Annotated in this window: 12 protein-coding genes; all 12 read right to left on the reverse strand. The window is 67.5% G+C overall.

Annotation, left to right across the window (positions count from 1 at the left end; translation table 11 throughout):
- Nucleotides 1-22 precede the first annotated feature (22 nt).
- Complete coding sequence (locus tag AC3WOB_RS29650) at nt 23-1,033, reverse strand: chemotaxis response regulator protein-glutamate methylesterase (protein ID WP_041653914.1); 1,011 nt, start codon at nt 1,031-1,033, stop codon at nt 23-25.
- Nucleotides 1,030-3,288 (reverse strand): hybrid sensor histidine kinase/response regulator, encoded by a 2,259-nt coding sequence (locus AC3WOB_RS29655; protein ID WP_492276996.1) that lies wholly within the window; start codon nt 3,286-3,288, stop codon nt 1,030-1,032. Before AC3WOB_RS29655 ends, AC3WOB_RS29650 begins: the two co-directional genes overlap by 4 nt.
- Nucleotides 3,285-3,947: a chemotaxis protein CheW gene (locus tag AC3WOB_RS29660; RefSeq protein WP_492276997.1), complete on the reverse strand. Its 663-nt coding sequence runs from the start codon at nt 3,945-3,947 to the stop codon at nt 3,285-3,287. The genes AC3WOB_RS29655 and AC3WOB_RS29660 overlap by 4 nt, the downstream gene beginning before the upstream one ends.
- A complete protein-coding gene (locus tag AC3WOB_RS29665) occupies nt 3,940-5,214 on the reverse strand; it encodes a CheR family methyltransferase (protein ID WP_492276998.1) in 1,275 nt (424 codons plus the stop codon). The genes AC3WOB_RS29660 and AC3WOB_RS29665 overlap by 8 nt, the downstream gene beginning before the upstream one ends.
- Entirely contained in the window at nt 5,211-5,732 is a 522-nt protein-coding gene (locus AC3WOB_RS29670; RefSeq protein ID WP_492276999.1) for a chemotaxis protein CheW, read from the reverse strand. Before AC3WOB_RS29670 ends, AC3WOB_RS29665 begins: the two co-directional genes overlap by 4 nt.
- On the reverse strand, nt 5,732-7,351 hold the full coding sequence (locus AC3WOB_RS29675; protein WP_492277000.1) for a methyl-accepting chemotaxis protein: 1,620 nt from the start codon (nt 7,349-7,351) through the stop codon (nt 5,732-5,734). The genes AC3WOB_RS29670 and AC3WOB_RS29675 overlap by 1 nt, the downstream gene beginning before the upstream one ends.
- Before the next feature lie 248 nt (nt 7,352-7,599).
- Nucleotides 7,600-9,066, reverse strand: coding sequence for an amidase (locus AC3WOB_RS29680; RefSeq protein ID WP_492277001.1), 1,467 nt, complete (start codon nt 9,064-9,066; stop codon nt 7,600-7,602).
- Nucleotides 9,067-9,168: 102 nt separating this feature from the next.
- Entirely contained in the window at nt 9,169-9,564 is a 396-nt protein-coding gene (locus AC3WOB_RS29685) for a hypothetical protein (protein ID WP_013394314.1), read from the reverse strand.
- A 110-nt stretch (nt 9,565-9,674) separates the two neighbouring features.
- Nucleotides 9,675-11,945 carry an ATP-dependent DNA helicase gene (locus tag AC3WOB_RS29690; RefSeq protein WP_492277002.1) on the reverse strand — a complete coding sequence of 757 codons (2,271 nt, stop codon included), beginning with the start codon at nt 11,943-11,945 and terminating at the stop codon, nt 9,675-9,677.
- Nucleotides 11,942-13,585, reverse strand: a complete 1,644-nt coding sequence (locus AC3WOB_RS29695) for a VRR-NUC domain-containing protein (RefSeq protein WP_492277003.1) — start codon at nt 13,583-13,585, stop codon at nt 11,942-11,944. Before AC3WOB_RS29695 ends, AC3WOB_RS29690 begins: the two co-directional genes overlap by 4 nt.
- 69 nt (nt 13,586-13,654) lie before the next feature.
- On the reverse strand, nt 13,655-14,167 hold the full coding sequence (locus tag AC3WOB_RS29700) for a P-loop nucleotide/nucleoside kinase family protein (RefSeq protein ID WP_013394317.1): 513 nt from the start codon (nt 14,165-14,167) through the stop codon (nt 13,655-13,657).
- Nucleotides 14,168-14,426: 259 nt separating this feature from the next.
- Complete coding sequence (locus AC3WOB_RS29705) at nt 14,427-15,326, reverse strand: LysR family transcriptional regulator (RefSeq protein ID WP_013394318.1); 900 nt, start codon at nt 15,324-15,326, stop codon at nt 14,427-14,429.
- Nucleotides 15,327-15,363: the final 37 nt, after the last annotated feature.

The raw sequence follows: 15,363 nt of genomic DNA on the forward strand, positions 1-15,363 counted from the left end.
AATTCTTTCGAGGTCCGTCCGCTCAGGCAAAGGCCTGGATCAAGCGGGGAGCGATTTGGTCCAATGGGCTGATTTCCACGGCCGCCTGCATGGCGGCCGCGGCCTTGGGCATGCCGTAGACGGCGCTGCTGGCCTGGTCCTGCGCAATCGTCAGATAGCCGCGCTCGCGCAGCGCCTTCAGCCCGCGCGCGCCGTCCTGGCCCATGCCCGTCAGCAGCACGCCGACGGCCATGCCGCGCCAGTGCTGCGCCACGCTATGGAAAAAAACATCGATGGAAGGCCGGTACAGGCTTTCCTTGGGGGTTTCGGTGTAGCGCAGCGTGCCGTCCGCCAGCATGTGGAGATGGTCGCCGGTGCCGGCCAGCAGTATCTGGCCGGGCTCGGGCCACTCGCCCTCGCGCACCAGCCTTACCGGCAGCGGCGCCTGCTCGTTGAGCCAGTCCGCCATACCCGCGGCGAACGAGGCGTCCACGTGCTGCACCAGCACGATGCCGGCTGGGAACCCCGGCGGAATCCCCTTCAGCAACTGCGCCAGGGCCGGCGGGCCGCCGGCCGAGGCGCCGATGACCAGCAGGCGCTTGGCGTCCGCCTGCTGCATCGGCCGGGCCACCGGCGTAAGCGCAGGCCGCTTGCCGTAGCGGCCGATCAGCCAGCCCACGTTGCGGATCTTGCGCAGCAGCGGCGCCGCCGCCGTGCGCATGTCGCCGCTGCCGATCACCGGCGTATCCGCCGCGTCCAGCGCGCCATGGCCCATGGCGTCGAACACGCGCGAGGTATGGCGCGCCACGTCGGCGGTAACCACCACGATCGCGCAGGGCGTTTCGGCCATGATGCGGCGCGTGGCTTCGACGCCATCCATGATGGGCATGATGAGGTCCATCAGCACCACGTCCGGCCGGTCGCGAGCGCATTGGTCCACGGCCTCCTGGCCGTTGGTCGCGACCCAGGCGAGCTCCAGCCCCGGCTCCAGCGCGATCGCGCGCCGCAGCACTTCCACCGCCATCGGCATATCGTTGACGATTCCGACTCTCACGTGCGCGCCTTTCCGATCAGGTCTTCCACGGCGTCGAGCAGCGCATCGTCATGGAAGCTGCCCTTGGCCAGATAATAGTCCGCGCCGGCGTCCAGCCCGCGCCTCCTGTCCTCTTCCCTATCCTTGTACGACACCACCATCACCGGCAGGCCCTGCAGCTTGGGATCCGCCTTGATGCGCGACACCAGCTCGATGCCGTCCATGCGCGGCATGTCGACGTCGGTCACCACCAGGTCGAACGCCTCGCTGCGCAACATGTTCCAGCCGTCCATGCCGTCCACCGCGACAGCCACGTCGAAGCCGCGGTTCAGGAGCAGCTTGCGCTCCAGCTCGCGCACGGTGAGGGAATCGTCCACCACCAGCACGCGCTTGCGCCGCCGCGTCTGTTCGGCCGCGCCCGCGCCGTCCACCCGGGTCAGTTGTCCGCCTGCCACCAGCTTCTGCACCGACACCAGCATGTCTTCCACGTCCAGGATCAACAGCGGCGTGCCGTCGTCCATCAGGGCGCCCGCCATTACATCCTGCACCTTGCCCAGGCGCGGATCCAGCGGCTGCACCACCAGCGTGCGTTCGCCCACGTAGCGGTCCACGGCGATGCCATAGAGCCGGTCGTGGTCGCCCACCAGCACCACGCACACGGTTTCCCCGGCCGGCGCCGAACCGCTCTTGCGCAGGATCTGCCGCGCGGAGACCAGCCCGATCTGGCGATCCATGAAGCGGAAATGCTGATGTCCTTCGAGCTGTTCGATGTCCTCGGCGCGCACTTGCAGCGCGTGGTTGACGTAGGCCAGCGGGAAGGCGTAGGTCTCATCCTGCACCTCGACCAGCAGGCTGCGCACCACCGACAGCGACAAGGGCATCTCCAGCATGAAGCGGGTGCCCTGCCCGGTCAGCTGCTGGATGCGCACCGCGCCGCGCAACTGGCGCACCATGGTCTGCACCACGTCCAGCCCCACGCCGCGCCCCGATATCTCGGTGACCTCGCCGCGCGTGCTGAAGCCCGACAGGAACAGGAATTCCAACAGCTCGGCTTCGGTCAGCCGAGCCGCGGTTTCCGCGCTGGCCAGCTTGCGCTGCACCACTTCCACGCGCAGCCGATCCAGCGATATGCCGGCGCCGTCGTCGCTCAACTCGATCAGCAGCATGCCGGCCGCGTGGCGCGCCGACAGCCGGATGCGGCCTTCGGCCGGCTTGCCTGCCGCCAGCCGGTCCTGCGGCATTTCGATGCCGTGGTCGACCGCGTTGCGCAGCAGATGCATCAACGGCGCATCCAGCTTTTCCAGGATGTCGCGATCCACCTGGGTCGACTCGCCTTCGAGTTCCAGGCGCACCTGCTTGCCCAGCGCGCGGCCCACGTCGCGCACCATGCGCGCCATGCCGCCCACCCCGTCGCCGAACGGCCGCATGCGGCAGGCCAGCGCGGTGTCGTACAGGCGTTGGGCCAGGTGGCCCATGCGCCAGCCGAATTCATCGACCTCGCTGGTGCGCTGCGACAGCTCCTGCTGGCATTGCTCGACGATACGCAGGGCATCGTCCAGCGCGGCTTGCGCCTGCGCCTCCAGCGCCTGTCCGGCCAGCGCCGCGCGCACGCCGTCCAACGCCTGGACCGCGCCCGCCTGCATGCGCTTCAGGCGCAGCATGGACGCGCCGAAAGGCCCGATCCAGTGCGACTCCACCAGCGTCTCGCTGGACAGGCCCAGCAATTTGTTGAGCGTGTCGGCCGTCACGCGCAGCACGCGTTCGCCCTCGCCCAGCCCCATGTCGGAACTGCGCCGCACCGGCGCCGCGGCCGGCGGCTCTTCCACGGCCGGGATCGGTGGCAGAAAATCCGCAGGCTTGGGGGCCGGCGCCGCGGCCGACGCTGCAGGCGGCGCAAGGGGCGCATTGCTCAACCGCGCCACCAGTTCGTCGATCTCGCTGCCCAGCTCCGCGCCCGGCGTGGCCACGCGCTGCAACAGGTCCGCGCCCATCAGCAAGGCATCGATGTCCGCCGCCTGCAGGCGCAGCCGCCCTTCGCGCGCCTCGACCAGGCAATCCTCCATGGCGTGCGCGATGCGCACCGCCGGATGCAGGTCGACGATGCGGGCCGCGCCCTTGAGCGAATGCGCCGCGCGCATGCAGGCTTCCAGCTGCGGCGCCGAGGTCGGGTCGTGCTCCAGCGCCAGCAGGCCGTTATTCAGCACCTGCACCTGGGTGCGGGTCTCGAGCTGGAACAATTCCAGGAGCGAGGCGTCGCGCATCTGTTCCGGATTCACGCCAGGCTCCGTTCCAAAGCTTGCATCAGCAAGGTCTCGTCCAATACGCCGACCGCGCGGCCGCCGCAGCGGGCCATGCCGCGCGAGTATTTCAGGCTGGCGCCCTCCACGGTCGCCGGCAAGGATTCCAGCCGGTCCAGGTCCACCGCATGGATGCCCTCGACCTCGTCCACCGGCGCCACCACCGCCCGCCCCGCGCCGCCCAGCAACAGCATACGCGCCGTGGCCGGCCGCTCGCGCGGGTCCTCCACCGGAGCCTCCAGGCCCAGCAGGCGCGCCAGCGACACGCATACGGTCAAGGAGCCGCGCACGTTCGCCACGCCCAGCATCGCCGGATCGCGGCGGTGCGGCAGGCTCAGGATGCGGCGGATGCCCGCCACTTCATCCAACGCACGCGTCGGCAGTCCGAGCCATTCGCCCTGCACGCGGAACACCAGCAGCGAGGACAAATGAGCGCTTTCCTCCGCCCTCGCGTCGCCCGCCGCGTCTGCCATCTGCGGCGGCAGGCGGTCGAGGATGCGCTTGGCCGCCGCCGCGTACACCGGACAGTTGCGACAGTGCACGTGGTCCGCCAACTGCCCGCAGCTCTTGTCGCCGCGGATGCCGATGCGGTTCCAGCAATCGTCCACGTCGGACAGCGCGCCCAAGGTCTCATCCACGTCGCAGCTCCCCGCGCGCCGCGCGCGCCTGCAGGCGGCGGGCCGCTTCGTGATCGCCGTCCGACGCCACCAACGCGGCCAGATGCAGCAAGGCTTCGCGATGGGTCGGATCCAGGTAGAGCGCCTTGCGGTAGGCGGCTTGCGCCTGCCGCGCATCGCCCGCCGCGTCCTGCAGCAGGCCTTGCAGATACAGCGCCTCGGCGCTGGCGCCGTGGCTGTCAATGTGCGCCCGGCACTGCGCCATGGCGTCCTGCACCCGGCCCTGATCGGCCAGGGCCGCGATATGGCGCAGGGATGCCTGCGCGGCGCCCTGACCTGCCGGCGGCGCCGCAGGAACTACCGGTATGGGAGCGTGCGCCAGGGGCAGGCCGGGCTCAGGCGCCTGCGTCAAAGGCCGTCTGGGCGGCGCCCAGCTATGCACAATGGGGCGCGCCGCCGGCGCTACAGCGGGCGCGGCGGGCGGCGGCAGCGGCTTGGCCAGGAAAGCGAACGAGCGTGCCATCGGCACCGCGGGCAGCCTGCGCCCGGTCAACAGCGTGGTCTCGGCCGGGCCGACGAAGAGCACGCCGTCTTCGCGCGTGAACCCGCGCAACACCTGCACCGCGCGTTCCTGCGTGGCGGAGTCGAAGTAGATGAGCAGGTTGCGGCAGAACACGAAGTCATAGGGCGCCACGCCGGCCAGCAGAGCGGGATCGAACAGATTGCCCGGCTGGAACCGCACCTGCCCCATCACCTGGGCGGCCAGCTGATGGCCGTCGGCCGTCTCGGAAAAATGGCGGTCGCGATAACCCAGATCATCGCCGCGGAAGGAATTGCGGCCATACAGGGCGCGCTGCGCGAACTCAACCATGCGCACGCTGATGTCGAAGGCGTCGATCTGGAAACGTTCGGCGGGCACGCCGGCGTCCAGCAGCGCCATGGCGATGGAATAAGGCTCTTCGCCGCTGGAACAGGGCACGCTCAGCACCCGCAGCACGCGGCTCTCCGCGCCCGTGGCATACAGCCGCGCCCGCGCCAGCGCGGCCATGGCCGTCTGCGATTCGGGATAACGGAAAAACCAGGTCTCCGGCACGATGACCGCTTCGATCAGCTGCTGCATCTCGGCGGGCGACGCCTGCACCTGCCACAGATAATCCTGTTCGTCGGCGACGCCGGCCAGGCCCATTCTGCGCCGTACCGCGCGCTCCACGGCGGCCTTGCCGATGGAGCCGCTGTCCAGGCCCATGCGCCGCTTGAGCAGGGCGCTGAAATCGTCGATCAGCATCATGGCCGCGCCTCGCCCGCGGCATCCGCGGGAAACAGCAGCGCCCGCACGGTCGTAGGCAGCAGATCGTCCACCTTGACGGCCTGCACCATGCCGCCGGCATCACTATGCACCGCGCCCAGATAGCGCGCGCCCGGATTGTCCAGGCCGCCGGACTGGAACGCGGCGGGATCGTAGTGCACGGTTTCGGTCGCCTGCTCCAGGATCAGCCCCAGCAGATGCTCCGGCGCGCCGGGGACCGCCCGGTAGCGGACCAGCGCCAGCCGCGTGCTGGTCACGGCGGCCGCCGCGCTCCCGCCCGCCAGCGCGCTCATGTCGATGACGGGTATGGCGACGCCGCGGCGGTCCATGACGCCGGCCACCCAGGCCGGCGCGCCCGGCACCTGCTTGAACTCGCGCAGGCCCAGTACCTCGGCGATGTCTCTCGCGTCCAGCGCATAGCGGTCGCCGCCGATGCGGAACAGCAGGTACAGCCGGCGTCCGGCCGCAGCAGAGAGAGTGCACTCGGCCATGGCAGCCATCACACCTTGAAGCGCGACACGCCGCTGCGCAGGTCGTTGGCCACCAGCGTCAACTCTTCGATCGCCAGCGTGGACTGGCGCAGCGATTCCACGGTCTGCTGCGCGGCGTCGCTCAACTGCTGCAGGGCCTGGTTGATCTGCTCGGCGCCGGTGGCCTGCGCCTGCATGCCTTCGTTGACCATCTGCACGCGCGGCGCCAGGGTCTGCACCTGCTGGATGATTTGCGACAGCTGGTCGCCCACCTGCTGCATGTCGGCCATGCCGCGCCGCACTTCTTCGGAGAACTTGTCCATGCCCATGACGCCGGCCGACACCGACGACTGGATCTCGCGCACCATCTGCTCGATATCGTAGGTGGCGACGGCGGTCTGGTCCGCCAGCCGGCGGATCTCGGTGGCCACCACCACGAAACCGCGGCCGTACTCGCCCGCCTTCTCGGCCTCGATCGCCGCGTTCAGCGACAGCAGGTTGGTCTGGTCAGCCACTTTCGTGATCGTAGTGACTACTTGCGTGATGTTGCCGGCCTTCTCGTTCAGGATCGCCAGCTTGGCGTTGACCGAGCCCGCTGCGCCCACCACGTTGCGCATGGTGTCCTCCATGCGCGCCAAGCCCACCTGGCCGCTGCCCGCCAGGGCCGCGGTCTGCTCGGCCGCGCCCGAGACTTCGGCCATGGTGCGCACCAGCTCGCGCGAGGTGGCGGAGATTTCGCGCGAGGTGACGCCGATCTCCGTGGTGGTGGCGGCGACCTCGGAAGCCGTGGCCTGCTGCTGCTTGGAGGTGGCGGCGATCTCGGTCACCGAGGTGGCCACCTGCACTGCCGAGCGCTGCGTCTTGCCGACCAGTCCGGTCAGCTCGTCCACCATGCCGTTGAAGCCGGTTTCAATGGCGTTGAATTCGTCCTTGCGTGCCAGCGTCAGGCGCCGCGTCAGATCGCCCCCGCCGGTGGCTTCCAGGGTCTTGACGATGGCCCGCATCGGGTTGGCGATGGCGCGCATCAGCATGATGCCGCAGATGATGGCCGCGATGATCGCCAGGGCCAACGACACCAGCATGCGCACTTCGGCGCTGTCCACCGACTGCCTGATGGCGGCCGCCGCGTCATCGGCCTGCTTCTTGTTTTCCAGCACCATCCTGGCCAGGATGTCGCGGCCCTTGTAGAACGCGGGCCGCAGTTCCGCCTTGATCAGCGCCTGCGCTCGCGCCGGGTCCGCCAGCATGGCCGGTGCCAGCACATTGGCGCGGATGCGCTTGTATTCCTGCAGTTCCTTCTCGAACTCGCTGAACATTCCGCGATCATCTTCGCGCCCGATGGTGCGGCGGTACTGTTCCGTATGGTCCGCCAGCAATTTATCCGTCTCGGGCAGTCCGGCCAGGATGCTGTTGCGCTCCTGCTCCGTATCCATGTTCAACGCGTCCTGCACCACCACGAAACCGGCGAACCAGGAGGCGCGGATCGAGGTGCTGTAGTAGATGCCTGGCACGGCGTCGTTGTTGATCAACTCGACTTCCGACTCGATGACCAGCAGGCGCCGGTAATCCATCACCACCATCAACGCCATGATGGCCAGGATCGCCAGGAAGCTGGCCAGGATGCGCTGGCGTAGTGTCAGATTCTTCATGCCGGGAAACCTCTATGCAAAATCAACTCGTCGATTGGGCCGAAATATTCTGGAACAGAACAGGGGACACAAGGCTGTCCATTTATTACGGGATGTTGTGAGTTGGATGACAATTATTGCAAAGGCAAAGGCCCCCAGCCACGGAAAACGCTGAATTTGCGGCAAATATGGCGGTTTACGTCGGGAAAAAGCAAAGCCCTCTTACAAGGGCTTGTCTTTTCCCGCAACAATGCGTACCGGACCCGTTTTCAGGCGGTATCGCCCCACAGTGTGGCGGGTGGCCTGGATTCCACCCAGTCGCGCGCCTGTCCGTAGGCATGCGCCAACCGCAGCACGGCCAGGTCGGCCTGGGGCGGTCCGATCAGTTGCATGCCCATGGGCAGGCCGGCAGCGTTGAACCCCACCGGCACGCTGATCACCGGGCAGCCCGCCAGGGTCCAGGGCGTGACGGTCTCCATCCAGCGGTGATAAGTATCCATGGGGCGCCCGGCGATCTCCTTGGGCCAGTCCAGCGCCGCATCGAAGGGAAACACCTGGGCCGACGGCACCGCCAGATAATCCACGTCCTCGAACATGCGCAGCACGGTCTGGTACCAGGCGCTGCGCTCTTCGGTGGCCTGGTAGACCTGCCGCGCCGTCATGCCCTCCAGCCCTTCGACCTCCCATATCACGGCCGGCTTGACCAGCTTGCGCGTTTCGGGATTGTGGACCAGGGGGTGGAGCTGTCCGCCCACCATCAGATGGCGGTGGGCCAGCCAGACCCGCCACAGGCGTTCGCCGGCAAACGGCACCTGGTAGTCGACCGCCTCGCAGCCGGTCTGCGCCAGGTCGGCCAGCGCCTGTTCGCACAGTTCCAGGATGCCCGCCTCCATCGGCAGGTAACCGTTCCAGTCGCCCAGCCAGCCCACGCGCTTGCCGCGCAGGTCGGCGTCCAGCGGCTGGGCGAACTGGGCAGGGTCGCCGGTCAGGGACAGCGGCACGCGCTTGTCCGGCCCCGCCATCACGGACAGCAGCATGGCCACGTCGCGCGGCGAACGGCCCATCGGCCCTTCGTAGGCCAACTGCTTGAGGAATACCTCGGTCGACGGCCCATAGGGCACCCGGCCGGCCGAGGGCCGCATGCCGTAGACGTTGCAGAACGCCGCGGGATTGCGCAGCGAGCCGCCGAAATCACTGCCGTCCGCCACCGGCAGCATGCGCGCCGCCAGGGCCGCCGCCGCCCCGCCGCTGCTGCCGCCCGCGGTCCTGGACGGATCGTAGGGATTGCCGGTGACGCCATACACCGGGTTATAGGTATGCGAGCCCAGGCCGAACTCCGGCACGTTGCTGCGGCCGATGAAGATGGCGCCGGACGCACGCATGCGCTCGATGATGATGGAGTCGTGCGCCGTGACCTGATCCTTGTAGACCAGCGAGCCCATGGACGTGACCATGCCGCGCACCGCGGTCAGGTCCTTGGGCGCTTGCGGCATGCCATGCAGAAAGCCCAGCCATTGGCCCGCGGCCAGCTGAGCATCGCGCTCATCGGCCTCGCGTAGCAGTTCGTCGCTATCGCGCCGGGCGACGATGGCGTTCAGCTTCGGGTTGACCCGGTCGATGTGAGCCAAATAGGCGGCCATAACCTCGCGGCAGGACACCTGGCGCTGCCGGATCGCCTCGGACAGCGCGTGGGCGGGCATGGCCACGATGTCATTCAACGGGGCGGCGATGGACATGCTTGTCTCCTTTATGGCGCACCTCGAAACGGGGCGCCTTGTCATATTGGGCGGCGCTGGCCGGACACCGGCCGCGCAGGCAGACAATATTACGCCCGCGGATCAGGAGGGCTCGTTGGACACCGTATCGAACCCCGACTTTCCTTTCCTGTCGAACAGGCAGGACGCGACAAACTCGCGTTTCCTGCCGCTGGCGTCCGTGAAGGTGTAGTCGGTGCTGATCATCCATACCAACGGCCCGACGTCCTGCATCACGTCGTAGACGTCGGGAACGTCCAGGTCGGTCGCCTGGTACAACGGCGAGCTCTGGTCTTCGGCAACCATCTGCTTGAGGATCGCGGGAGTTTCCTTCCTGCATAGCGTGATCAGGTCGCCCGCCTTTTTCTTGGACCACAGGTCCGCGTCCGTGTAAGGCAAGTCGCGCTCGCGGGCCAAGGCGGGATTGGACGCCAAGACGCAGAGCAGGCCGCAAGCAGCCAGGAAACGGGAACGGGTCATCGATGCATCCGAAGTCAGAAAAACGAAGGCCGGATGATACGCGAGGCAGGCGCAATCCCTTGCGCCAGATCGAGACACCGCCAGCCGCTGACGGAACTGCGCCCGCCTGATCAGTCCACCCGCCACCAACCTGGCAGCAGGCCGCGCACCTTGGCGCGGCGATAGCGGTCGTCGATCAGGTGCACCGTGCCCACGTCGTGCTCGGTGCGGATGACGCGGCCCGCCGCCTGCACCACTTTCTGCATGCCGGGATACAGGTAGGTGTAGTCGTAGCCGTTCTCCACGCCATAGCGCTGGTCCATGGCGCGCTTCATGTTTTCGTTCACGGCATTTACCTGCGGCAGTCCCAGCGTGGCGATGAAGGCGCCGATCAAACGCTTGCCGGGCAAGTCCACCCCTTCCGAGAAAGCGCCGCCCAGCACCGCGAAGCCCACGCCCTGCCCGGTTTCGGTAAAGCGCGCCAGGAACGCGGCGCGGCCGGCCTCGTCCATGCCCGGGGTCTGCAGCCAGATCGGCACGGCGGGATGGCGCTCGCGCATCAGGTCCGACACCTGGCGCAGATAGTCGAAGCTGCTGAGAAAGCCCAGGTAGTTCCCAGGCCGCTCCGCATACTGCCGCGCAATCAGCTCGACGATGGGTTCCAGCGAACGCTCGCGGTCGCGATAGCGCGTGGACACGTTGCCCACCACGCGCACCGCCAATTGCTCGGCCTGGAATGGCGCGGCCACGTCGAGCCAGGGCGTGGCCGCGGGCAGGCCCAGCGTGTCACGGTAGAACTGCTGCGGGCTCAGCGTGCCGGAAAACAGCACCGTGGCGTGCGCCGCCGCGTAACGTGCCGCCAGATACGGCGCCGGGATCACGTTGCGCACGCACAGCACAGAAGGCGGGGTCTTGGCGCCGGCGGCGCTTGCCTCCGACCGGGTCACATCGAACAGCGCATGCGAGCCGAACTGTTCCGCCAGCCGCATGAACTGCAAGGCCTCGAAGTAGAACGCCAGCACCGGATCGTCCTGCGGCAACGGCGATTCGGCCATGTATTCCATGATCGCGCCCACCGCCTTCTGCACCGCGGCCAGCACCCCGGCCGCCACCCCGTCATAAGCCTGATAGCGTTCCGCCTGCTTCTTGTTGAGCGCATTCCAGGAGCGTTGCAGTCCGTCCAGGGATTTCTTCAGCGCCTTGGGCGCGGCGTAGCGCGCGGCCGCCAGCGAGGCCTGGTCGAGCTCGCCCGTGTACATGCGACGCGCCCGGTCGACCAGGTTGTGGGCCTCGTCCACCAGCACCGCCACCTTCCATTGGTAGACCTGCGTCATGGCGTACAGCATTGCCGTGGCGTCGTAGTAGTAGTTGTAGTCGCCCACCACCACGTCGCTCCAGCGGATCAGCTCCTGCGACAGGTAGTACGAGCAGACCTGGTGCTCGCGCGCGGCGGCCGCTACCGTGGCGGCATCCAGGCGCGCATGCGCCAGCGCGGCCTCGCGCGCCTGCGGCAAGCGGTCGTAGAAGCCCTGGGCCAGCGGGCAGGATTCGCCGTGGCAGGCCAGGTCCCGATGCACACAGGTCTTGTCGCGCGCCTGCAGGTCCAGCACCCGCAGGCCAGGCGCGGCGGGCTGCGCGTTGACGGTGTCCAGCGCTTCCAACGCCAGGCCGCGCCCCGGGCTCTTGGCCGCCAGGAAGAAGATCTTGTCCAGGCCCGCGCCCGGGCTGGCCTTGAGCAGCGGGAAGATCGTGCCCAGAGTCTTGCCTATGCCCGTGGGCGCCTGGGCCATCAGACAGCCGCCGTCGCGTGCCGTGCGGTAGGCAGCCACGGCCAGCTCGCGCTGCCCGGCGCGGAATTCGCCGTGCGGAAACTTCAGCGCCTCCAGCGCCGCATCGCGCGACTGGCGGTGCGCCAGTTCGGTCGCCGCCCAGGCCAGGAAACGTCCGCATTGCTCGCGGAAGAACGCTTCCAGCGCGGCGGCCTCGTGCGTTTCCGCCAGCACCGTCTCTTCCTCGGTGACCACGTTGAAATACACCAGCGCCACGCGCAGGCTACCGAGTCCGCGCGCCTGGCACAGCAGATGTCCGTATACCTTGGCCTGCGCCCAATGCACGGCGCGGTGGTTGTCGCGCACGCTGTCCAGCTGGCCGCGGTAGGTCTTGATCTCTTCGAGCTGGTTGGCCACGGGGTCGTAGCCATCGGCGCGGCCGCGCACCAGCAGGGTTTCATGCTGCCCGGACAGGGCCACTTCGGTCTCGTACGCCGGCCCGCGGCGGCCCGTCACGGTCGCGTGGCCCGCCATGCCCTCCAGGCCCGTGGGCGCGGGCGTGAAGCGCAGGTCCAGGTCCCCTGTCCGCGCCGTGAATTCGCACAGCGCGCGCACCGCCACCGCATAGCTCATGCCGCGTCCTCGCGCCAGCTGACGTGGCACACCCGCACCGGCATGCCGTGCGACACGCAGTACTGCAGCCAGCGGATCTGGTTGTCCTGCAGCTTGTCGCCCGGACCCTTGACCTCGATCAGCTCGTAGCGGCGCTCGGACGGCCAGAAGCGGATCAGGTCCGGCAGGCCGGAGCGGTTGGTCTTGACGTCGCGCAGCAGGCGTTCGAAGTACAGCTTCAGATGCGCGGCCGGCAGGCATTCCAGCGCCTGCATCAGCAAGTCCTCGGACAGCGAGCCCCAGAACACGAAAGGCGATTGCAGGCCCGACTTGTCGGCGTAGCGTTGCAGGATCAAGTCCCGGTAGTCCGGCCTGTCCAGCTGCGCCAGGCATTGCGCGAACAGCGCCGCGCGGCGCTGGTGGAAATCCGGCGCGTCCAGGTCAGCAGGACCACGTTGGAACGGATGGAAGAAGGCGCCCGGCAAGGGCGCGAATACGGCCGGCCAGCACAGCAGCCCGAACAGCGAATTGATCAGCGCGTTTTCCACGTAGTGCACGGGTGCGTCGTCCCGGTGCAGATGGTCGCGCGTGACGAACTCCACCGAGACCGGCTGCGTCGGCCGCGCCAGCGTCAGGTCGGTGCGCAGCAAGGCGGGACCCGGCTCGCGCACCGGGACGCCCTGCCCCGCGCCCCGATACAGGCGCGGCCACATGCGCGCCAGGCGCTGGCTTTCCTCTTCGCTTTCGGGCGCGGCCTGCGCCTGCAGCGCCAGGGCCAACGCGTCGCCGTGCCGCGCCATGCGCTCATACACGCGGATGCGGCGGTGGCGCGCGCCGGGATAGGCGCAGGCCTCGTATACGCGTTGCGCGGCGTCCCAGTCCTGCGCCCGTTCGCAAGCCTGCCCGATGCGCAGCAGGACCTTGGCGCGGCGCTTTTCCAGCCAGGGATTGCCGCTGGCGCAGGCCTGCACGGCCTGCATCAACGCATCGGCGTCGGCCCCTTCGTCCAGCGCCACGCGGCAGGCGTGCAGCGCCAGGTAACAATCCACATCTTCCCGCGTCTGGAAGGCGCGGGAAGATGCGTCGAACGGCACCGTCTCGTACTGGAACACGCCCAGATCGGCCAGCACGAACTCTGACCAATCCTGATGCAGATTGCCGAAGAACATCAGGCGGAAGCGCTCGCAGATATCCGTCACGGCCACACGCCAGACTGGTTCGTCCGCGCCCGGGTTCCATTGCGCGTAAGGCCGCGCCTCCGCGTTGGCCGCGCGCGCGGCCTCCAACAGATCGCCCTTGCGCGAGGCTGATCTGACCGGCACATCCGCAAACATGCGGTTCAGCTCCGGCTTGGTGTGCAGGCCGAACAACTCGTCCAGCGTCATCGGCGCCCGCGCGTCCAGCCAGCCCAGCGCCAACAGCGGCTGGGCTGCCGCCTCGGCCGCGCCGATCTCTTCATAGATCAGCCGGCCGGCTCGGAACCACGGGCCGCGCCGCATCAGCATGCGCACCATCAGCGCCTGGGAGGCCTGCGGCAAGGCCGGGAAATCCGCCATGAAACGGCGCTCAGCGTCATCCAGCAGGTCGGCGTAGCGGTCGCCCACCCACGTCAGCGCGCGCTGGAAGTTGTGCAGATAGTAGTAGCGGTAGGCGGGAAACATCGGCCGGGCCGGATAACTGGATATTTATCCAGCAATGATAGCAGGCGCGGCCGGCTGGCGTGCGCCGCTTCAGTCCTGCCCGTGGCGCAGCAGATGGAACCCTTCGCCTTCGTCCGGCTCGACGAAGTACGCGGTGATCGCGTCGTACTGTTCGTCCGTGGTGGTGTAGGGATGCGTGCCCGACGCGTTGCGGGCGCGCAGCCTGGCCTTGCAGACCTCGTCGGGCAGATCCAGGTAATGCAGCCGATGGGCGCAGCCGGCATCTTGCGCCACTTGGCGCAGCCATTCGCGGCTGCGTCGCGTGTTGGCCGGGAAGTCCAGCACCACCGACAAACCCGCCCGCACCAGCGCCGCCACATGGCTGCCCATCGCATTGCGCAGACGGCTGGCGCAGCGAGCGTAGTCGGCCAGGTCCACGATTTCTCCCGGATAGAGCGCCGCCAGCCAGCTGTCCTCGCTGAGCAGGATGGTGCCGGGCTGCGCCGCCAGTTGCTGCGCCAGCGTGGATTTGCCGGAGCCGATCTTGCCGCACAGGAAGTGCAGCATGGGCGTGGCCGAGGGGGAAGGATCAGTGGACATCATGAAGTGCTCTCCTGGGAAAAATGCGGGCAGGAGGCGGGCCAAAAAAAAACCCGCCTCTGGCGGGTTTGTGTAGCGATGTACCGACGCGCGCTAACCCACCATGGACCTGATGGTGGTAATAATCAGCGCGAGGGAAGTTGCGGAACTATGCATGTAGCGTAGCGTGCGCCCGGCATCGGGGCTTGTCAAATCGCCCATGAAAAACGCGGCGCCGGCCATGAGTCCTTCGCCAGCTGCTGACCCGACACGGTACGCCCGTTCATCCACCTTGGCGAAACGCCTGCACGTGCTCAATCAAGGCTCGAAGCTTGGGAGGAATATTTCGCCGGCTGGGATAATAGAGATAGAAACCGGGGAATGTCGGACAGAATTCGTCGAGCAAAGAAATCAGTTCTCCGCGTGCAATGGTTGGGCGAAAGCTCTCTTCCATGCCGAAGGTGATTCCGGCTCCGGCAACCGCAAGCTTGATCATCAGTGCCATGTCGTTGGTAGTGATTTCCGGCTCAACCTGGACGCTGAAATCTTTGCCATCCTCTGCAAACTCCCAGCGATAGGGAACCGCCTTCGGCGCCGGGCGCCACCCGATGCAGCGATATCTCGGGAGATCCCGCGGATGCATGGGCATGCCATACCGATCACGGAAGGCCGGAGCGCACACCACCATTTGCCGTTCGTCGCCAACGATGGGAATCGCAATCATGTCCTGCTCGATCACTTCGCCCAGGCGAACTCCGGCATCGTAGCCTTCGGCCACGATGTCGAACTCCTCGTCAGTCACCGTGACGTCGAGCTGGATTTCCGGATTCGCCTGCGAAAACGTGCTCAACATCGCTCCCGAAAGAAAGCGCTCGGCAATCGAAGATACCGTCAGGCGTAGCTGCCCTCGCGGAGGTCCCTGGAGGTTCACCGTGGCCTCGAAGGCTGTTCGCATATCGGCCAAGGCCGGGGCCACTTCGGCAAACAACCGCTCTCCCGCTTCCGTCAGACTGACGCTGCGCGTCGTGCGCCGAACCAGCGCAACGCCCATCATGCTTTCCAGCCGCGCGATCGTTTGACTTACTGCCGAACGCGAGACGCCGATGCGATCCGCCGCCGCCCGGAAATTCTTCTCTTCAGCCACGAACACAAACGTTGCCAGCGCATTGAAATCAGCGTCCATTGGTTAACAAACCTTCCCAAGCCATAAAGCAGCGGCC

This window comes from Achromobacter sp. FW305-C-30-7 (assembly GCF_058783105.1).